This is a genomic window from Kitasatospora sp. NPDC038210 (assembly GCF_055600605.1).
Genome location: NZ_JBVJYK010000010.1, coordinates 100,068 through 120,202, shown reverse-complemented (window position 1 = coordinate 120,202; position 20,135 = coordinate 100,068). Strand labels below are relative to the sequence as shown.

Here is a 20,135-nt window from a genome sequence, read left to right as displayed (position 1 = left end):
GCGGGCGGAGTCGGAGGCACACGTGTGCACGGTCGGCTGGGTGTGGAGCCCACCCATATCGTCACCTTCTTGACAGGTGATGGATGTGCGCGCACGCTGGTGGCGTCGTCGGCGGCACCGAGGGAGCCGCCCGGGACCGGTGAAGTGGAGAGTGGCCGTGAACGAGGACCGCACCCGCGACCCCGCCGCCGAAGCGCGGCACGCCCGCTACGGCAGGCTTCCCGAGCGCATCCGCTTCGAGGACATGACCGAGGAGGTGGACACCGCGCCGGGCCGCCGGGCGGGCGACCCGTACGACCCCGAGGGCTCCTGGAGGTTCTACAACTGCCTGGCCGTCGACCTGGGCGCGTAGTCCTGCCGCCCCGCCGTCCCGCCGTCCTGCCGTCCTGCCGCCCCGCCGCCCGGCGGACGCCCGTCCGGGGTGCGTTGCCCCGCCGGGGCCGCTGCCTCATGTGCCCGGGACACCGGGTGCAGGAGACTTCTGGCATCCGGTGGGTCGTCGGAGAGGACGGGGTGCTCATGGCTGCGGAGAGTGCGCGGAGGGCCTGGCGGCGACCCCGGTCCCGGCCCCGGCCCCGCCCGGCGGAGCGCCGGCTGGCCATGGCGGGGGTGTGCGCCGTCGTCTGCCTGGTGGCGGGCGGACTGTGGATCGGCTACGTCCTGAGCCACCAGGGGGCCGCCGGGCTCTCCCAGCCGGTCCACCACCTGGCGGTCCTGGGCTACGGCCTCGCCGCCGTCGCCGGCGGGGTGCTGCTGCACGCCCACCGGCCGGGGAACCAACTCGGCTGGGTGCTGCTCGCCTACGGCACGGCACTGATCGTCCCGCTGGCCGCGCAGACCCCGGTCTGGGTCGAGGTGGACGAACCGCGCGTCGTCGGGGCCGTGGTGGTCCTGACGTCGATCGGGTACACGGTCAGCGGCACGCTCTGGCACGCGCTGCCGCTGTTCCTGCCGGACGGGGCGCTGCCGAGCCGCCGGTGGTGGTTCGCGATCGGCGCCGTGGCCCTGTGGATGCTGCCGCAGGCCTGCTACTACGTCTACCAGCCCACGGTGTTCGGCCGGCCCAACCCGCTCGCCGGCACCGCCGTCGCCGGCTGGCTGCGGGCCTTCAACGACCGGCTGCACCTCACCCAGCTCGTCGTGTTCGTGGTGCTGACCGTCCTGGTGGTCCTCGTCCCGCTCGCCCGCACCCGCGGGATGCCCCGGCGCCGCCGGCAGAACGTCCTGATCGCCCTCGGCGTCTACCTGCTGTGGGGCGGCGCCGAACTCGGCTACTACTTCGACGACCAGAGCACCCCCTCCTACATCGCCTTCGCGGTGGCCTCCGCGCTGTGGATGCTCACCCTGGCCGTGATCGTCGTCCGCGACGGCTCCTGGCGGCTCGACCGGGCGGCCCGGCGGGTCCTGGTCGGGCTGCTGATCGCCGCCGGGCTGGTCGTGGTGTTCGTGCTGGTGGCCTGCGTGCTCTCCACCATGCTGATGCCCGGCCGGCGCGGTGCGGGGGCGCTGCTGCTGGTCGCCGCCGTCTTCCTGCTCGCGGCCGGCCTGCCCCGGGGCGTGCGCTGGGCCTCCGGCGTCGTCGACCGCTGGTACTACGGCGCGCGCGCCCAGCCGTACCAGGTGCTGCGCAGCCTGGCCGGACGGGTCAGCCAGACCGTCGACCCGCAGGACGTGCCAGCCGTGCTGTGCGCCACGGTCAGTGACGAACTCCGGCTCTCCGGTGTGGCGTTGACCGTCTCCACCCGCGGCGGCGAACGCCCGCTGGCGGCCGTCGGCGACCGCTCCGGGAGCAGCGAGGCCTTCGCCCTGGTGCACCGGGGCGCCGAGATCGGCCGGCTCACCGTCGCGCCGCGCTCGGGCCAGCGGGCCCTCGACTGCAGTGACCGCGACATCCTGCGCTCGCTCGCCGACCAGGCGGCGCCCGCCGTCGCCTCGCTGCAGCTGATGGAGGACCTGCGGGCCAGCCGCGAGCAGATCGTCGCGGCCCGCGAGGAGGAGCGCCGGCAGCTGCGCCGCGACATCCACGACGGACTCGGGCCGATGCTGGCCGGTCTGCGGCTGCGGCTGCAGGGGGCGGCCGCGGTGGACGACCCGGCGATGTTCTCGGCCACGCTGACGCGGGTCTCGGACGACCTGGCCACGGCGGTCCGGGAGGTCCGGCGGATCACCGACCGGCTCGGGCCCACCGCGTTGGGCGACTACGGGCTCTCGCGGGCGCTGGGCCGGCTCGCGGAGACCTTCAGCGGTGACGACCTCGCCGTCACGGCCCGGCTGGAGCCGGACCCGCTGCCGGAGCTGCCCGCCGCCGTGGAGGTCGCCGTCTACCGGATCACCGCGGAGGCCCTGAACAACGTGCTGCGGCACGCCCGGGCGAGCAGTGCCACGGTGTCCGTGCGGGTGGACGGCGGGGACCTGGAACTCCTCGTCGAGGACGACGGACAGGGCCCGGGGCGCCGTGGACCGGCAGATCCCGGGGTGGGGCTGCGGTCGATGTCCGAGCGGGCCGCGGAGATCGGCGGCAGCTGCACGGTGGACGCCCTCGGGCGCGGCACCCGGGTGCACGCGGTGCTCCCGCGCCGGCCCGCGAGCGGCTGAGCGCGGCGGCCTGGCCGGGCTGCTGCGGCCGCCGCGGGGCCGGTCCTGACCGGCGCCCGCCCCCGGCGCGACGGGCGCTCCGGGGGCGGGATCCGTGACCGGGTTCGAGGACGGGGGATCGATGGCGGGTTCAGTTGCAGTTCGGCGGGTTGGGGCACAGGCCCTTGGGGCCGCCGCCTCCGGGCGCGTGCCCGATGTGCGGTCGGCGCTTCGCTCGGTGGCCGCCTGCGCCGTGCTCGACCGGGCACCTGCACGCCCGGGCGGCCGCGGCGACGCTGATGGCGGCGAAGAACGCCGCGGCACCGGCCGCCAGCAGCGCCGTACTGGCCGTTCTGTCGGTCATGGTGACCTCCACGGTGGGTTTCGCAGGTCGGTCGTGCCGGCCTGCTCCTCCATGCCACCGCCGGTCGCGCCCCGTCCGCATGGGGCGACGGTCCCGTCCCGGTCCCGCCGGGCGGGAGCGCGCTCACGGTTCGTGGCGCGGGCACCGGGGAGCCTCTGTTCGAAGCGTATCCGGGCGAACTCTCGCCGCAAGTCGGCCAGTTGGCACCCGGTGCCAGCCGGTGCGGCGATCCGACCGGGGCGGGGGCCGGGACGTCGGCCGCTTCGTTGGCGTCGACGCCTGGGGCTCCCGTGCCGGTGGTGGCGGACTCGGCGCACGGGTGCCTCCTTCCCGCCCCGGTGGGCCGGTCCGGGATAAACTTGACCGGCGGTCAGGTTCTTGCTCGCTGCCGTACTGGACCGGCAGTCCAGTTGTCCGCCGGAGTGGCGGCCGGGTGTCCACGGGGCGCCGGGCGAACAGGGAAGAGGACTCGATGACGGACGGCCGACGCGAACGCGCCGACGCGACCCGCAACCGGCGCGCGATCCTGCGGGCGACCGAGGAGCTCCTGGCGGGGCACCGGCCCGAGCAGATCTCGATGGAGCAGGTCGCGGCCGCCGCCGGGGTGGGGAAGGGCACCGTCTTCCACCGCTTCGGCAGCCGGATGGGCCTGATGCGGGCGCTGATGCAGGAGCGGGCCTTCGACCTGGAGGAGGCGGTGCGCTGCGGGCCGCCGCCGCTGGGCCCCGGCGCCCCGGCCCGGGAGCGGCTGCTGGCCTTCCTGGACGCGGTGGTCGACGTCGTCTCCCGCAACAAGAGCCTGCTGGCCGCGCTCGGCCAGGCCGTTTCCGCGAACCCGCCCTCGCCCGACCAGGGGCCGCGCGAGGCGCACCCGGTCTACCGGGCGTGGCACGAGCACCTCGCCGCGCTGCTCGCCGAGCAGCGGCCGGAGCTGGACGCCGAACTCACCGCCCACATCCTGCTCGGCGCGCTGCACAGCGACCCGATCCTGCGCCTGCTGGAGCAGGGCGAGGGGGAGCGGCTGGCGGACGCGCTGCGCGAGCTGGCCGTGTCGCTGCTCGGCCGCTGACGACGGCCCGTGACAGGGTTGGGAGGGAACGGGTTCGTTCACTAACATCGTCAGTAGCCCCGTGACGGGGAATGGCCGGAGGAGCGGTAGAACCCGTTCGCCCGCGGGCGCCGACTGCGGCCCCGAACGGAGATTCGGTGGTCCGGAGAACCGCGGCGCGGGTGAGCGCGTGTACCGATGGGATCGAGGAAGGACGACTGGAGAAGGTGCGCAGCCATGACCGCTGAAACGGATGCCGTGCGAGGACCGGTGGCGGGCGCCCCGCTGCGGCGACGCGGCGAGGCGCTGGAGAGCGCCATCTACGAGGCGGTCCTCCGACAACTGACCACCGACGGCTACGCCCGGCTGACCATGGAGGGCGTGGCCGCCGCCGCGCAGACCGGGAAGGCCGCGCTCTACCGCCGCTGGTCCTCGAAGGAGGACCTGGTGATGGACGCGCTGAGGGCCAGCCTGCCGCCCGGCGCGTCGGCCCCCGACACCGGCAGTCTCCGCGGTGACCTGCTGGAAGTCGTTGCCAGGCTGCGCGCCGCGATGTTCAGCGAGCTGGGCGCCGCCGTCCGGGCGATCATGAGCGAACTCGACCACCAGCGGGCCCACGCCTTCGTGGCGATCGTCTTCGAGCGGGTGGTCGAGCCGACGACGGCGCTGCTCGCCGAGGTGCTGGACCGCGGGACGGCGCGCGGCGAGGTCCGCCCGGGGGCGGTCACCCCGCTGGTCACCGACGTGGTGCCGGCGCTGATGCTGTACCGGATCAAGATGTGCGGCGGGGACGCGGTGCAGCTCGACCCGGAGGAGATCGTGGACGAGGTGCTGCTGCCGATCGTCCGCCCCTGACGGGCGCGGTACGGCGATCGGCAGCGGCCCTCGGAATTCCCTCCCCCGGAATCGGCCGGAATCAAGCCGGAATCAAGCGGGATTCCCGACCGGTGCGGTCCGGTGCGGTTACCGGCGAGGGTTCCGGGGGAATTCCGGTGGTTTTCGGTGAAGGCGCGGGAGGCGTTCACGCCCCGCTGCGGCGGAGCATCTCCTCGCGCTCGACGACCTTGACCCGCTCGCGGCCCTCGGCCTCGCCGAGCGCGCGCTCGTGGGCGTCGAGCAGCTGCCAGCCCGCCCAGGTGGTGTACCGGACGCCCTGGCCGCGCAGGTGCTCCTCGACCGCGGCCGGGTCGGGCTCGGTGGCGCCGGGCAGCCGGCCGGCGGCGTGGTCGTCCAGCAGGCAGGCGACGGTCTCGTTGGCGTCGCCCTTGGTGTGGCCGATCAGGCCGACCGGGCCGCGCTTGATCCAGCCGGTGACGTAGGTCGCGGTGCGGTGCGAGCCGTCGCCGTCCAGGACCCGGCCGGCCGTGTGCGGGACGGTGCCGGAGACCGGGTCGAAGGGCAGCTTGGGCAGCTCGTCCGAGTAGTAGCCGACGGCCCGGTAGACCGCCTGCACGTCCCAGTCGGTGAAGCGGCCGGTGCCGCGCACGTTGCCGGTGCCGTCGGGCTCGGTGCGCTCGGTGCGCAGCCCGACCACCCGGCCGTCCTCGCCGAGGACCTCCGCCGGGGACTCGAAGAAGTGCAGGAAGACGCGGTGCGGGCGGTCGCCGACGTCGCGGATCGCCCAGTTCTCCAGCGTCGCCGCGACCAGGTCGACGTGCTTGACCGCGCGGCGCTGGGCGATCGAGCCGGCGTCGTACTCGATGTCCTCGGGGTCGACGATCACCTCGATGGTGGGGGAGTGGTCCAGCTCGCGCAGCTCCATCGGGCTGAACTTGGCCTGGGCCGGTCCGCGGCGGCCGAAGACGTGCACCTCGCGGGCGCGGTTGTGCTCCAGGCCCTCGTGGACGTTCCCGGGGATCTCGGTGGGCAGCAGTTCCCCGGCGGTCTTGGCGAGGATGCGGGCGACGTCCAGCGCGACGTTGCCGACGCCGAGCACCGCGACCTTCTCGGCGTCCAGCGGCCAGCTGCGGGGCACGTCCGGGTGGCCGTCGTACCAGGAGACGAAGTCGGCCGCGCCGTAGGAGCCGTCCAGGTCGACGCCGGGCAGGTCCAGCGGACGGTCGGCGGTCGCGCCGGTGGCGAAGACCACGGCGTCGTAGAACCGGTGCAGGTCGTCCAGAGCGAGGTCGGCCGGGTAGTCGACGTTGCCGAACAGCCGGACCTGCGGCTTGTCGAGCACCTGGTGCAGGGCCGTCACGATGCCCTTGATGCGGGGGTGGTCGGGGGCGACGCCGTACCGGATCAGACCGAACGGCGCGGGCATCCGCTCGAACAGGTCGATCGAGACGCCCGGCGTCCGGGCGGCGTCGGACTTCAGCAGGGCGTCGGCGGCGTAGATGCCGGCGGGGCCGGCTCCGACGATCGCGACTCTGATCGGGCGAGGCATGACGGGCGGTCCTCCGGTGGGTGCGCAGCAGGAGGTGGTCTGGACCCGTTCAGCCAACCCCGAGGTGGGGCGCGGGTGTAGTCGGTTCCGATCTATGGGGTCATAGGGACGACCTATGGGTACGCGGGAACTCGGGGCGGCCGGGCCGGGCGGGTGCCCGGAACGGCCGCGTGGGGTGGTGTGCGTGGGTGGTGCCCGCGTGGGTGGTCCGCGTGGACGGTCAGCTCCCGTCGGCCGGGGTCTGGGCGGGCACGGCGGGCGGCTGTGCGGTGGCCCCGGCGGTCTCGCTGCCGTCGGCCGGGCCGTCCGCGATCCGGGCGGCGGAGGCCTCGAAGAAGCGCAGCAGCTCCACCGGGAACGGCAGCACCAGCGTCGAGTTCTTCTCCGCCGCGACCTCGACCACGGTCTGCAGCAGTCGCAGCTGCATCGCGGCCGGGGTCTCGGCCATCCTGGTGGCCGCCTCGGCGAGCTTGGACGCGGCCTGGAACTCGCCGTCGGCGGTGATGATCCGGGCCCGGCGCTCGCGGTCGGCCTCGGCCTGGCGGGCCATCGAGCGCTTCATCGAGTCGGGCAGGCTCACGTCCTTGATCTCCACCCGGTCGATGTGCACGCCCCAGCCGGTCGCCGGGCTCTCCAGCATGACCTCCAGCCCCTGGTGCAGGTTCTCCCGGCCGGAGAGCAGGTCGTCCAGCTCGCTCTTGCCGATGATCGAGCGCAGCGAGGTCTGGGCGACCTGCAGCATGGCGAAGGCGTAGTTCTGCACGTCCACGGTGGCCCGGATCGGGTCGATCACCCGGAAGTACAGCACGGCGTCGACGCTGACCGAGACGTTGTCCTTGGTGATGCCCTCCTGCGCGGGCACCGGCATGGTGACGACCTGGACGTTGACCTTGCGCATCCGGTCCAGCACCGGCAGCAGCAGGGTGACGCCGGGCTCGCGGACCCGGCCGCTCACCCGCCCGAGGCGGAACACCACGCCGCGTTCGTACTGCTGCACCACCCGCACACCGGTCACCAGCCAGAGCAGGACCACCACGGCGACGATCACGGCCACTGCCACGATTCCGACCTCCCCCGTCGCGGCGCAGCCGGGCCGGGTCCGGGTGGGCCCTGTCGCTCGGTGCGAGCCGCGCAGGACAGTATGCTCCCGGCCCGCCGGGCCGGACAGACGGGTGCGGGGCGGTTTTGACGGATCTTTGCCACCGGCTCCGCCGCGGGCGCCGACGGCCCTGAGCAGGCGGCTCGTCAGCGGACCGCGCTTCGGCGGACAACGCCTCAGGCGGTTACACCGATGTGGGCGTGGCCGAGGAGGTCTTGCAGCGGCTGACCGCGCCACCGTTCCTGCCAGCGGCCAAGGCCACGAGAGCTGGCCGTCGGCGCGGGGTGACGAAGACGTTGGAGTGGCTCGCAAGCGCTCCTGGAGACACCTGGCAAGAACGGTGGACAAGCAGCGGCGCCGAGGACCTTCCCGGCGCGGACTGGACTGAGCTCCCACTGCGCTTCCTGAGCCGGCAGGCCGGGTCGCCGCCGTCGTACGTCCGCACCGACCTGTCCACCGGGTTGCTGATGCTGATCGCCAGTGATGCGATCCGTCCCAGCCTGCCCTGGATGCTCACCCGGACCCACCGACACCTGGCCACCATCATGGCCGAGGTCCGCGACCCCGACGGCTTCGGGCAACTGGTGCAGATGGCCGCCGCGCAACCGCACTCAAGCAAAGATGCCCAGATCGCAGCGACCCGGATCGCGATCCTCCTGGCCTGCAAGGGCGGGCTCATCCAGGACATCACCGTCGGGGACTGCGTGGAGCTGGTCGACACCCAACGCCGGGTCCACGTCCGCGGCGGACAGCACAAGATCGACTTCTACCTGCGGCTGCGGACTCTGGGCATCTTCCCCGATGACGCCCCGGCCACGATCCGGGCGTTCGGACAGGCCCTGGGCCAGCTGAGCATCGAGGAGCTCGTGGACCGCTACCCGATCCACTGCCGCCCGATCCGGGATCTGCTGGTCAACTACCTCCGCGAGCGGCAGCCCTCGCTCGACTTCGCCAGCTTAGACGCGATCTCACGGACGTTGGCAGGGCTGTTCTGGACGCGGATCGAAGCGCTGTCACCGGGCATCGACACGCTCTTGCTGCCGCCAGCGCCGGCCCGCACCTGGAAGGAAGACCTGAGCACCAAGCGACGCACCACCACCGGTCCCGACGGGACGACGATCGAGATCACCAGCCCCCGGCTCAACGCCAAGGACGAACTGATGCGGGTCCGAGCCTTCTATCTCGACCTCGCCCATTGGGCCACGGAGGAACCGGCCCGCTGGGGACCGTGGGTCGTCCGCTGCCCGATCAGCGATGACGAGATCCACAAGGCCAAGGAGCGCAAGCACCGCAAGGCACGGATGGATCAGCGCACCCGCGAGCGCCTTCCCCTGCTCCCCATCCTGGTCAGCACCGCCAACCGCCGCAGGCTCGCGGCAGCCGAGTTGCTCCGGACTGCGCAGGCCACCTGGAACCCGCCGATGCCGCTGCTGTTCCAGCGGCAGATCGGAACCGAGCACCGGGCCTTCACCCCCACGTTCCTGCGCACGCTGCTGATCGGCGCGATCGCGGCCACCGGCCTCACCGACTCCGCCGGCGCACCGTTTACGATCTCCCCACACGACTCCAGGAGAATCTTCGTCACCGAGGCCATCATGAACGGCCTGCCACCGCACATCGCCCAAGTGATCTGCGGGCACAAGAACATCGATACAACGATGGGCTATAAGGCCGTCTACCCGGCCGAGACAATCGAGGCGCACAGGGCCTTCATCGCCCGCCGCCGGGCCACCCGGCCCAGCGAGGAATACCGGACTCCCACCGAGGAGGAGTGGGATGCCTTCCTCGCGCACTTCGAGAAACGCAAGGTGTCCACCGGTATCTGCGGCCGCGCATTTTCCACCCCTTGTATTCATGAGCAGGCTTGCGTCAGATGTGCACTCCTCAGGCCGGACCCGGCCCAACGCGCCCGCATCGAGGAGATCCGCGACAACCTCATCGCCCGCATCGCCGAAGCCGAACGTGAAGGTCGGCTCGGCGAGGTCGAAGGACTCCAGGTCAGCCTGGCTGGTGCCGCGGATAAACTCGCCCAGGTCGACCGACGCAGGCCGCAGAGCGTCAACCTCGGTATGCCGGGTCGCGTCGCATCGTCAGCACGCGTCGCCGCGGCCGACAGGGAGGGCACCTGACCAGGCCAAGACCGCTTTCGCCCGATCGAGGTTCCGAATGACCAACGACTCGGCGTCTCGACTGTCAGTGGGTTCCGGCATACTCCGCGGCATGTCAACTGCCGATATCACCCTCGACGAGTGGCTCAACTTCGACCGAAAGGCGGCGGGGGCCACCGCCGAGACGGCCGCTCGAACGGTGGGCGGCATCGTCACGTCCGTCCACCTTCACGAATACGCCGGACGAACCGCCTACAACGCGATTATCGAGGTCGATGGGAGACCGTTCGTCTTCGTCCCCGGCGGACACGCCCAACTCGGCTTCGAACCCGAATCCTGGACGCCGGCCGACGATGAGGTCCTGTCCCATCTTGGTAGCCGCACAGCATTGGACCCGTTCCCCGAGTACGCCGACCTTGAGTCGGATGACCGAGCTGAGGCCCGTGCTCGCCAGACCGACAGTACTGTCGACGAGATCCGCCAGCACATCGCCGCCATCACCTCGCGCCCCCGGACCACCCGCTTGAAGGCGTTCCTTGCTGCAAAGCACGCTGACGAGGCCGGCGTGAGCAAGGCTCCTCTCGACCACCCGATCATCACGGCGCTCATCCAGAAGTGGAAGCCTGGATGTCAAGAACTCATCGACGATTTCATCCTGCCTGAAACCGACACGGGCACCCACGGCCGAGTTCGCTTCGACCCAGACGGCAAGCCCACGGCGGCATGGCTTGCGACCCATACCACCCATGGCACGATCACCGATGAGCTGGCGCGGACTGGCCGACGCCTGCCCACTCCCGATGAGTGGGAACACGCCTACGCATTCGGCGCACGAAGCCTCTTCCCGTGGGGCGACCGGATGCCGATCCGATGGCTCGGAGACGACAACACCCTTGTCATGCCCGACGGTGTCCGCACGGCCGCAGCATCACCGATGCTGTCGGGGCTGCACATGGCCCAGAACTCCTACAAGTGGGAGCTGACCACCGACCGTCACGAGGTCCGCGGCGCCGATGGCGGCGGTGCCGAATGCGGTGGCGAACCCTGGTTCGCCAAGTGGTTGATACAGGCGAGCTCCTACCGCGACCCCGAACAGGGCGACTTCGTCGCACAGCGCCCGCACACCCGCGGCACCCTCGCTCGGCCTGTCATCCCGCTGGATTGATGGCGAAAGTTGACCCCACGCGGAGCCGGGTCCAGTTCAGAGAAGCCTGCGTCCGATGCTCGCTCCTCCGCCCCGAGCCCTCCCAGCGCAACCGCCTGATCGAGATCCGCGACAACCTGATCGACCGAATCGCCGAAGCCCAACGCGAAGGCTGGTTCGGCGAAGTCGAAGGGCTGGAGATCAGCCTGGCCGGCGCCCACGGGAAGCTCACCCAAATGGACGCGGCTCTTCAGCCCTCCGTCGTCCACCTGGGTCTCCCGACCTTCGATCAGATCGCAGGACGATCCAACACCTCGTGACCGTTCTCCAGCCCGACGTCTGGACACCCAACTGAACCTTCCTGGACCGCTTTTCGTTCCGAAATACTCAGCTGGCCGCACTTCTTGGGCCGGTGGGCCGTTCGCCTATCAGTCAGAAGGGAGGTTCGAGATCGCCGCGGCCATCGCTGTGCGGCCCGCAGTCCCAGGGCTCCTCCTGAAAAGGTTCAATGTCACTGACGTCGTGGCCCCATGCTTCGAGGGCCTTCCAGGCAACGCGCCGGTTAGGGGCGTCGCTGCTGGTGTCTAGGATGCGGCGCGCGTGCACTGCAAGGTGATCGCGGCGCTGGGCAAGCGCGGGGTGTTCGGCGAGGATCAGCGCGGCGAGGCCGGCGGCTTCGCGCACGTCCGCGTGGCTGTCCTGCAGGAAGGGTGCGACGGCTCGATAAAGCATCGGACGCAGGTCCCGGAAGGCCGCCAGCGTGGTGTCGTGGGTGAGGAAGCCAGGGAAGTATTGCTCGGTGCGGTCGACAATCTCGTCGGAGGCGTCGTAGGCCGTGGAAACCAACCAGTTCAACAATGTCGCGCGGATGGGGACGTTGCGATACGGCCGGAGGGTCATGGCCACCGGGTGGGCGAGGATGCCGGCGACATACATGGCGACGGGGGCGGTGGCTTCGTAGATGCTGTTCTGGTGGCCGACCAGCTCGCTCAGTTCCGACAAAGCGGTGACCTGCACCTTGGGATCAGGCTCCAGCAACCGTGCCAGGACTTTGGGAAGGCACTCACCGTTCCCGAAAGCCGTCTGGAGCGAACCCCAATCAGTCTCCGCTAGGACTACCTGGTAGGGCGGCAAGTTAGGCTCGCGGGACGCCCCGGCCTTGGAGCTGCTGTGGTTCACAGGCCAAACCTAGTAGGGCTTGGTCAGGTCTGTTGTCGCGTGGGTATGTCGCGGTGGCAGGTGGGGCAGGCGTCGGCCCAGGTCGCCAGGAGGGTCTGGAGCTCGCGGACGACCTGGTAGAGGCTCAGGCCGGCCCCGCGTCTTTTGGGGCGGTGGCCAGTCTGCGCAGGGTGCAGAACCCGTGAGCGAGGGAGACGAGCGTGACGTGGTGATTCCAGCCGGTGAACGTGCGGCCCTCGAAGTGGGCCAGGCCGAGGGCCTGCTTCATCTCCCGGTAGTCGTGCTCAACCCGCCAGCGGAGCTTGGCCGTTCTCACCAGAGTGGTCAGCGGGGTGTCGGCGGGCAGGTTCGAGAGCCGGAACTGGACCGGCTCGGCTTCCCTCGCGGGCCATTCGGCAAGTAGCCAGCACTCAGCCAGTTCCACGCCCTCGGTGGCGTCGCGGATCTCGCGTCCGGCAGGGCGGATCCGCAGCGCCACGAAGCGCGAGCACATCCGCTTGAGGCCGCTCTTGGCCTTGCCGGGGCGTGATCCCTCCCGCCACGACACCGGCCTGGCCGCTTTCTGTCCGGCAGCGATGGCCAGATCCTTCACGCTGCGGGCCTTGCCCGGGTACTTCGCGACAGGTGGCCGGCCGGTGCCGCCGTAGGCGGGCGTGGACGGCCGGGCTTCGCCGGGGTGCGCGGTCGGCGTGGTGGAGATCCCCACCACGTAGTGCAGGCCCCGTTGCTGGAGGCCGAGGCGGAAGGCCGCGGCGTCGCCGTATCCGGCGTCGGCGACGGCGAGCGGGACGTGAACACCCCAGGAGCGGGTCTCGTCGATCATGTCGAGGGCCAGCTGCCACTTCTCCACGTGACCCAGGTCGGCCGGGCTGCCGCACCGGCCGCGGCGGGCGACCTTCTCCGGGTCCGCCTTGGCCGATTCCGGGTCCCAGGTGGCGGGGAGGAACAGTCGCCAGTTGACCGGCGCCGAGGCGTGGTCACGGGCCAGATGGAGCGAGACGCCCACCTGGCAGTTGGTGACCTTTCCGGCGGTTCCGGTGTATTGCCGTGACACACACGCCGACGCGTCGCCGTCCTTGAGGAACCCGGTGTCGTCGATGATCAGCGCGGTCGGGTCGATGGCGTCCTGCATCCTCCAGGACAAGCGCGCCCGGACATGTGCCGACTCCCAGGGACTCGTCGTGACGAAGTGTGCGAGAGCCTGCCGGTTTCCCTCCTCCCCGAGCCGCGCGGCCATCGGCTCCACCGACTTCCGCTTGCCGTCCAGGAGCAACCCACGCACATACGCCTGCCCCCAACGCCGTTGGTCAGCGCGTGTGAACGCTTCGAACAGCTCCGCCGTGAACGCCTCCAGGTCCTCCCGGACCTCGGCCATCTCCCCAGGTGTCACACCTCAACAACGCGCCACCCGATACGAGGACACGCCATCACCGCGTCGACCTGACCAAGCCCTACTAGGGCGTGTCTCGAAAGCATGGACAGGCCGGGCGGGGTGACGCCCCGGTCCGGCCCGTCCGCTCTCTGCTAAAGGTCGAGTTGATGCTGGTGTGTCGTGTGCGTGGGTGTGTAGCCGAGACCGTCGTTGATCCGTCGCATGTGCGTGTTGCTGTCGGCGGTGTCGGTCAGTAGGCCATCGAGGTCCGGATAGTCCCTATGGGCTTGTCGGATCGACTCGGCCTTCATCCATCGGCCGAGGCCGTGTCCACGGTGCTCGGGCAGCACGCCCGTGCCGTAGTGCTGGCCGTCACCTGCGCCGTTGCCGGGGATGACGAGTTCGGTGAACCCGGCGATCGAGCCGTTGGAGGCGTCGATGGCGACGACGGTGTGCAGGTGGTCGCCGCGCTGTTCGACCGCCTTCGCCGCGGCCCGCACGCGGTCCACGTCCCAGGCCACGGTGCCGTACTCGGCGTCGTCCATGGGCATGTCGTCCATGGCGCGGCGTGAGGCGGCGAACGTCCGGGCGAGGTCGTCGCGGACGGTTCCCTGCCATGACGTCAGCCGGTAGCCGGGATGAGGACGCTCGACGATCCCAGCGAGGATGGTGGTGTCCACCTCGGCCATTGCCAGGCGGGTGTACCTGAAGGTGAGGACCTTCCGGAAACCGCGCGCTGCCAGGAAATGGTCGCCGGGTGATCCGGCTTCTGCCTGCGCGACGACGCGACGTCGGGCGTTGTCCCGGGCGGTGGCCACGACGGTGTCGAGGAGCCGGGAGCCGACGCCCTTGCGGCGCTCCGCAGGATGAACACGGAGGTCGAACTCGGCGAGGTGATCCTGTCCGCCGTCGAGCAGACGCAGGAAGGCTGTCCCGGCAGGGATGGAATCCGCGTCCGACGCCAACCAGGCAAGACGCCGGCCGTGCGGCCCGTGAGCGGGGTCGGTCAGTGGGGTGATGCGAAGGGACAAGGTGTCTCCGTCGAGAGGAGGTGGCAAGGGTCAGTACGCGAGCTCAACTCCTGGGCACTCGTGCGCATGTGCTCCACACCTCCTGGTCGACAGCGCCGGCCTGCACCGATGCGGGCGGCTGGGCGAACCTAGCTGGCCGCCGGACCCCTGGGCAACGGATTAACCTCGATCTTTCGTGACGGTCCGTCGGTTCATTCAGCGGGCCGTTTCGGCTTTCCTGGCCAGTGGTGGGCATGCCTGCGGCCCGGCTGTCGCGTCGGGTGGGCGCCGGGTTCCACCGGTCCGGCCGGAGGATGACTCGTCGGGACAGGACGTCGTTGCTGCTCAGCCGGGGTTCGGCAGGGCTTGCAGGCGCTCGAACGCGGTAGTGATCGTCTCGGTCCAGGGCCAGTGGCGGGCCAGGCGGAGCCAGCGGCGACGGCCGGTAGTCACCATTTGGGCGGCGGAGAACAGCCGCAGTCGCGGGCGCTTGGGCTCCCACCGGCGCGCGGGCCCGTCCAGGGCGAGCATGGGCATCCAGGCGAGCAGGTCGAGTGCGAGCTGGACGATCTCCAGCCAGACCTGGTTCTGGGCGGCGTCGTGCAGGGGCAGGTTGCGCAGGCCGGTGTCGCGGGCGGCGCGAATGCGGTCCTCGGCGCGGGCCCGCCGGCGGTGCCGCAGCTCCAGGCCGGCGATCGGGACGTGGGCGGTGTTGGTGGCGAAGCAGGTCAGCCGCATGCCGTCTGCGTCGGTGAAGCGCAACTGCGCTCCGGGGTGCGGGCGTTCTTTGCGTACGATCAGCCGTATACCTCTCGGCCAGCCGCGCAGGACGTCGCCGGCGAGCTCGGCGACCCAGGCGCCGTCGCGGATGGCGCCGTCGGGTTCGACCGCCGGAGTCCAAGCCGAGGCGGGCACCAACAGCACCGCCTGGTGGACGCTCTCGGTGATGGTCATCCCGACCGAATAGGACAGCCACCTGCCGCGAGCTGTGAGCCAGTTGAGGAACTCGTGGGTGCCGCCGCCGGAGTCGGTGCGGATGAGGGTGTGCCGGCCGCGCCGGTACTTCTTCGGCAGCTGGGCCAGGGCCAGACAGGCGGCGGCGATGTGGTCGGCGGCGGTGTTGCTGCCTGCGTTCCCCGGCCGCAGCAGGCCGGCGACCGGCTCTCCGGAGCCCTCCCTGCCGTGGTCGACGAACGCGAACAGCGGGTGGTGGCCGAAGGTCTTCTTCCAGGTCGCGGCCGCGTCCTGCTTCTCGGAGTGAGCCAGGACGAGGACCTCGTCGATATCCACGACCACTTCGCCGCCCGCGTCCGGTGCGGCCTGGCCGGCCAACCGCCAGACCCGCTCACGAACTTCGGTCCGTGCCCGCCGGACGGCCGCCAGTGCGCGGGGGCCGGCCGCAGCCAGGGTGTCGACCAGCCGGGAGACCGTCGGGTCCGAGGCCACCGGCCCGAACACACCGGGCTCCGACCGCAGCACGGCCACGTCCGCCAGGCAGTCGCCGCCCAGCGCCACCGCCAGCGCGACGTCCAGCAGGATCTTGCCGGGGTCGTGCACCGCTCTTGGCTTGCGCCACGGTGCGAGCGCCGCAGACAACCCGGAGGCCAGGCCCTCGGCTACCACGCCAAGACAACCACCCACCTCGTCACGGAGGCCGGTGGAACCTGGAGCCGATATGCCAGCGGGGGTCGAACCCCGTGATCCCTGGCGGCCGGAGGCGAGCTCACACGACCGATGCCCTGAATGGGTCGGTGGGAATGATCTCGGCCTCGTCGAAGAGTTGCTCCAGCGCCTCGTGGCCGTGATGTCTGCGGAACTCGATCTCGGCCGTCGTCACCGGCAGGGCCCACAGAATGCGTGCGTGTCCCTCGGGCAACGGACAGCGCTCAAGCTCGGGCCCGTGGAGATAGGGCAGACTGATCAGCAGGTGGTCGCAGGCCGAACCCGGCACCCACGGTTCACCGATCGGCATGCTGTGCTCCAGGTCGAGCAGATGCCCTCCGCAGTGGTAGTAAGCGATCATCGCCATGAGTTCGACGAACCGCTGGTCGCGGACATGGGCGGTCATGACGAACTCAAGTCCATGGCCGTCCTGCTCCACCTCGGACCAGCAACCGGTCGTCACATAGGCCCAGCAGTCGCTGCGCGGGCCGGGGCCCACGACGAGAACTCGCAGGTCGACCAGCACCTCTCGGCGCCCCAGCCCAAGGTCGTATTCGACGACCTCCACGGGATGTCCTTCAAAGAATTCTCGGACATGTGACTCGACGGCCTCAGCGGCCTGCACCTTCGCAACGCTCACCGCGCGATCATGCCAGACCGCCGACGGACGTCTACGACTGATCACTCAGTGTCATGAAGTGCTGGCCTCAGCCACGAATTCGCGACACCTCAACATGCGAGCTCACCAGTCTCGGCCCCCAACCTCATTGGGCACCGCCAGGCGTGCTTCGCCATGCGGGCTCAGTCATGCAGGACCCGGCATTCCACGCGGTGCCGCACAGCGTCTGAGCAGGATTCCTGGCGTGAAGACCCGCTGGGGTCTGTCCGTCGACGGCCGGGAGCGGGAGGCGATGGAGCAGCCGGCCACCGGCTGCCCGGACGAGACGCTCACCGTGACCCTGGCCCGCTGACCGTCACACGCCGGACGGCGGCGCCGCGGATCGCGGCCCCGCAGCCCGGAGTGCTTCCCCGGCAGATGCCCTCGCCCCGGCCGCCGCGGGACCCGGGACGTCCGGAGACGGCCGGCGGCGCCGGCAGGATCCCGGATGGCACCGGGGAGCCGCCGAACCGGCCGCCAGGGCGCCGGCCGGGTGGGTACGGCCCCGACGGGACAGCCGCGCGGACGGGTATCGGGCGACGCTCGCCCCGCTACGCCGCAGCCTCGACCTGGTCGTCGAGGTGCTGCAGGAGGCTGCGGGCCTGGACGCGGTCCTTGCCGGACAGCGTCGCCCAGTACCCCGTCCGCCCACACCGCGTGCGAGGCCTGCCGCTCGGCTTCCTCCAGCCGCCCGGACTCGGCGAGCTGCTCCTCGCCCAACCCCGCCTTCGCCGCTTCCACGTCACCGCCCCAGGACCCGAGCGAGGCCAGGAAGGCCCGCCGCTCGGCCCGCACCATCACCAGCGCCCGGCTGCGCCTGCACCAGATGGTCGGGGTACTCGTATGTCGTCTGCTTGCTCACGACCGGAATCGTAGGTGCGACCGGATCCCGGGCCGGGCTACGCCCCGCTGCCGATTGGACGGGCCGGTGATCGAAGCCGATCCGGCTCGGCAGCGGCCTCTGAGCGCGCACCGTGTCCTGGGACCGGAGACCGGGGCAGGCCCGCGAGATCCGGAAGGCATCTGCGGCACCGCCCACCCGCGCAGTCACGAGCCGGATCCCCGGCGCGGGCCTCGCGGACCCGTTCCACGATCCGGCCGTCCCCGCTGCCGTCCGGCCGAAGGAACCCCGTCCCCGGGTCGACCGGCCCGGTCACCGTGCCCATCGCAAACGGGCGCCGAGCGCGCCGAGGACGTCGGAGCGCAGGACGGTGCGACCAGCCCACCGAGGGCAATGAGGCGGACACCCGAAGTGACAGGCCGTGGGCATCCCGACCACGCACCACATCCGGCCCCGCCCGGCTAAGCCTTGGTGCAGGTCAGGTCGGCCTCCGGAAGGCGCCCGTCGGCCAGGTACGCGTTGACCGCGTCGTCGACGCACGCGTTGCCGTACGTCCCGTAGAGCCCGTGCTGGTTGGCACCCCGCAGGGTCAGCAGCCGGGAGCCGGGCAGCATCCCGTGCAACGCGACACCGTCCCGGTAGGGGCTGCGCGGGTCCCCGGTGGCGGAGAGGATCAGCGCCCGGGCGCCGCGGCGCACCTCGGTGGACGGCTCGCGCGGGGGGTCCAGGAAGGCGCACGGGGAGATGTTGTCGAGCAGCGGGCCGGACAGCGGGTACCGGGCGCGGTCACGCTCGATCCGGCGCCAGTAGTCCTCCGGGTCGCGCGGCGCGGTACCGTCCGCGCACAGGATGGCCTGGGAGATGCTGCCGGACGGCGACCCCTCCGGGGTGAACAGGAAGCGCAGGAGGGCGGCGGTCCCGTCCGAGGGGGTGACCGGCCGACCCTGCGCGGCCTCGGCGAGCATCGCCATCAGCTCGGCGAGGACCGCCCGTTCCGCGTCGGAGTCGCCCGCGAGGTTCCCGAACAGCAGCAGCGGCACCCGGGTGTCGTCGAGCCCGAAGGCGTCCGCGCCGGTGCCGACGACGAGCGGGCGCGCCGCGGCCGCCCGGACCGTCCGCAGCACCTCGGCGACCACCTCCTCGCGGGTGCGGCCCAGCCCGTACGTCTCGTGGCGGGCCGCCGCCCAGTCCGCCCAGTCGGCGAACGCCCGCTCGTTCTCCGGCGCCATGTTGGGAAGCAGCTCCGGCCCTGCGTGGGCCGGGGTCAGCGCGCTGTCCAGGACGACCCGGTCGTAGCGGCCGGGGAACATCTGGGTGTACACCGTGCCGAGGTAGGTGCCGTACGAGAGGCCGAGGTAGGAGATCCGCCGTTCGCCGAGCGCGCCCCGCACCACGTCCATGTCCCGGGCCGCGTCGCGGGTGCTCACGTGCGGCAGCAGGTCCCCGGCCGCCGAACGGCACCGGGCCGCGAGGTCCCGCTGCAAGGCGACCTGGCGTTCGAAGGAGGCCCGGCTGGTCCCGGCGGAGGTGATGCTGTAGCCGATCGGCCAGTCGCAGTCGAGTTGGCCGCTGCGGCCGGCGAAACGCTGGTCCAGCCCGACGATGTCGAAGCGGGCGGCGGTGTCCTTCAACGCGGCGTGCACCCGCGGCGGCGCGCCGAGCGTCGGACTGCCGGGGCCGCCGTCGTTGAGCAGCAGCGTGCCGATCCGGTGGCGGGTGTCGGTGGCCTCGATCCGGGAGAGCGCCAGCGTGACGGTGCGTCCGCCGGGGTCGCCGTAGTCGAGCGGCACGGTGACCTCCGTACAGCGGGCGCCGGCCCGTTCCAGCGCGGCGCCCTCCTCGTCCTGCGGGCCCTGGACGCAGCTGTGCCAGGCCAGGCGCTGCTGGTAGTAGCGGTCGAGCCCCCGGGGGATGCCGGCGGCCTGTGCGGCGGCCTCTGCCGGTGCCGTGGCGGCGGCCGCGGTCAGGCCGGCCACGAGGGCGAGAGCGGCCGCGGCGGCGCGGCGGCGGAGGTAGGTCATGCCGTCTCCTCGGCGGTGCGGGGCCCGGTCCGGGCCTTTCATGATCGCGCTCAGGCCCGGGTCGGGTCGGCCGTCTTCCGGCTCGGATGGGGTGATCATGGGTGCCCGGCTCCCTCGGTCGCGTCTGTCCTTACCAGTTGGACCGAACGGCGCCCCGAAACGTGACGTCGACACCCGCAACACGTAGTGAGCCGCAGGGTTGTTGACGCGGCTGGCCGGTGGTTGGCCTCCGAGCGCGGTGTGGCAGCGATGGTGGGTTGCAGCGGTGGAGGAAGTCGGGGAGCGTTTCGACCCGCTGCCGGGTGCCGGCGCAGGGGCGTTGGCGGGCCCATTCGTCGACTGGTGGAAGAGTGCGGGGCGGGGGACAGCTCGGTCAGCACGGCCCACTTCTGCATCGAGGGCTGGGAGTACCACGGCTGACACCGCATCCCGGAGCCGTCGGCCAGCCGGCCCGTACCACTACTCCCCCACGGCCAGACCCTCGACCGGTACCACCAGCAGGTTCAGTGATAGCCCCACAGGGGGTGGCTTGCTGATCGGTGTGGGCCCTCAGTGGCGTGTGGCTGAGACGAAGTCGTCGCAGGTCAGTTGGCGCTCCGTCAAGGGCGGCGCAGAACTCACTCTGGTTGTGGACACGCCTCGTGGCCTGTTCATGCGCCGGATACCTGA

Annotated in this window: 16 protein-coding genes and 1 pseudogene; 7 read left to right on the top strand and 10 right to left on the bottom strand. The window is 71.4% G+C overall.

What is annotated here, in order from left to right:
- The first annotated feature begins 157 nt into the window (after positions 1 to 157).
- Both ACZ7KX_RS21410 and ACZ7KX_RS21405 read left to right on the top strand, forming a co-directional pair.
- Positions 158 to 352 (top strand): hypothetical protein, encoded by a 195-nt coding sequence (locus ACZ7KX_RS21410; RefSeq protein ID WP_470327809.1) that lies wholly within the window; start codon positions 158 to 160, stop codon positions 350 to 352.
- A gap of 248 nt (positions 353 to 600) precedes the next feature.
- A complete protein-coding gene (locus ACZ7KX_RS21405; RefSeq protein WP_470327808.1) occupies positions 601 to 2,595 on the top strand; it encodes a sensor histidine kinase in 1,995 nt (664 codons plus the stop codon).
- A gap of 130 nt (positions 2,596 to 2,725) precedes the next feature.
- Here ACZ7KX_RS21405 and ACZ7KX_RS21400 read toward each other — a convergent pair whose 3' ends face one another.
- Positions 2,726 to 2,938, bottom strand: a complete 213-nt coding sequence (locus ACZ7KX_RS21400) for a hypothetical protein (protein WP_350523117.1) — start codon at positions 2,936 to 2,938, stop codon at positions 2,726 to 2,728.
- 472 nt (positions 2,939 to 3,410) lie between these two features.
- Here ACZ7KX_RS21400 and ACZ7KX_RS21395 point away from each other — a divergent pair, with 472 nt between their 5' ends.
- Together ACZ7KX_RS21395 and ACZ7KX_RS21390 are read left to right on the top strand one after the other, a co-directional pair.
- Entirely contained in the window at positions 3,411 to 4,007 is a 597-nt protein-coding gene (locus ACZ7KX_RS21395; RefSeq protein ID WP_470327807.1) for a TetR/AcrR family transcriptional regulator, read from the top strand.
- Positions 4,008 to 4,223: 216 nt separating this feature from the next.
- Entirely contained in the window at positions 4,224 to 4,841 is a 618-nt protein-coding gene (locus tag ACZ7KX_RS21390; RefSeq protein WP_470327806.1) for a TetR-like C-terminal domain-containing protein, read from the top strand.
- Between the two features lie 166 nt (positions 4,842 to 5,007).
- Here the strand turns inward: ACZ7KX_RS21390 and ACZ7KX_RS21385 are convergent, their stop codons facing one another.
- The gene (locus ACZ7KX_RS21385) at positions 5,008 to 6,372 is read right to left on the bottom strand and encodes an FAD-dependent oxidoreductase (RefSeq protein WP_470327805.1); all 1,365 of its coding nucleotides are present in this window, start codon (positions 6,370 to 6,372) and stop codon (positions 5,008 to 5,010) included.
- Positions 6,373 to 6,592: 220 nt separating this feature from the next.
- A complete protein-coding gene (locus ACZ7KX_RS21380; RefSeq protein WP_470327804.1) occupies positions 6,593 to 7,432 on the bottom strand; it encodes a slipin family protein in 840 nt (279 codons plus the stop codon).
- Positions 7,433 to 7,671: 239 nt separating this feature from the next.
- Here ACZ7KX_RS21380 and ACZ7KX_RS21375 point away from each other — a divergent pair, with 239 nt between their 5' ends.
- The 3 genes from ACZ7KX_RS21375 to ACZ7KX_RS21365 all read left to right on the top strand — a co-directional run bounded on the left by ACZ7KX_RS21375 (position 7,672) and on the right by ACZ7KX_RS21365 (position 11,043).
- A complete protein-coding gene (locus ACZ7KX_RS21375; protein ID WP_470327803.1) occupies positions 7,672 to 9,600 on the top strand; it encodes a site-specific integrase in 1,929 nt (642 codons plus the stop codon).
- 91 nt (positions 9,601 to 9,691) lie between these two features.
- Positions 9,692 to 10,744 carry a hypothetical protein gene (locus ACZ7KX_RS21370; RefSeq protein WP_470327802.1) on the top strand — a complete coding sequence of 351 codons (1,053 nt, stop codon included), beginning with the start codon at positions 9,692 to 9,694 and terminating at the stop codon, positions 10,742 to 10,744.
- A complete protein-coding gene (locus ACZ7KX_RS21365) occupies positions 10,744 to 11,043 on the top strand; it encodes a hypothetical protein (protein WP_470327801.1) in 300 nt (99 codons plus the stop codon). Before ACZ7KX_RS21370 ends, ACZ7KX_RS21365 begins: the two co-directional genes overlap by 1 nt.
- 112 nt (positions 11,044 to 11,155) lie before the next feature.
- Here the strand turns inward: ACZ7KX_RS21365 and ACZ7KX_RS21360 are convergent, their stop codons facing one another.
- From ACZ7KX_RS21360 to ACZ7KX_RS21330, 7 genes and pseudogenes are all read right to left on the bottom strand, one after another.
- Entirely contained in the window at positions 11,156 to 11,761 is a 606-nt protein-coding gene (locus tag ACZ7KX_RS21360; RefSeq protein WP_344637714.1) for a hypothetical protein, read from the bottom strand.
- A 265-nt stretch (positions 11,762 to 12,026) separates the two neighbouring features.
- Positions 12,027 to 13,277 (bottom strand): IS701 family transposase, encoded by a 1,251-nt coding sequence (locus ACZ7KX_RS21355; protein ID WP_470327800.1) that lies wholly within the window; start codon positions 13,275 to 13,277, stop codon positions 12,027 to 12,029.
- A 149-nt stretch (positions 13,278 to 13,426) separates the two neighbouring features.
- Positions 13,427 to 14,305, bottom strand: a complete 879-nt coding sequence (locus ACZ7KX_RS21350; RefSeq protein ID WP_470327799.1) for a GNAT family N-acetyltransferase — start codon at positions 14,303 to 14,305, stop codon at positions 13,427 to 13,429.
- A 324-nt stretch (positions 14,306 to 14,629) separates the two neighbouring features.
- A complete protein-coding gene (locus tag ACZ7KX_RS21345; protein WP_470327958.1) occupies positions 14,630 to 15,961 on the bottom strand; it encodes an IS1380 family transposase in 1,332 nt (443 codons plus the stop codon).
- 46 nt (positions 15,962 to 16,007) lie between these two features.
- The gene (locus ACZ7KX_RS21340; protein ID WP_470327798.1) at positions 16,008 to 16,586 is read right to left on the bottom strand and encodes a suppressor of fused domain protein; all 579 of its coding nucleotides are present in this window, start codon (positions 16,584 to 16,586) and stop codon (positions 16,008 to 16,010) included.
- A 1,320-nt stretch (positions 16,587 to 17,906) separates the two neighbouring features.
- Positions 17,907 to 19,466 carry an alpha/beta fold hydrolase gene (locus tag ACZ7KX_RS21335; RefSeq protein ID WP_470327797.1) on the bottom strand — a complete coding sequence of 520 codons (1,560 nt, stop codon included), beginning with the start codon at positions 19,464 to 19,466 and terminating at the stop codon, positions 17,907 to 17,909.
- Between the two features lie 180 nt (positions 19,467 to 19,646).
- Positions 19,647 to 19,821, bottom strand: a pseudogene (locus ACZ7KX_RS21330) (IS481 family transposase); the annotation flags it as partial.
- Positions 19,822 to 20,135 lie beyond the last annotated feature (314 nt).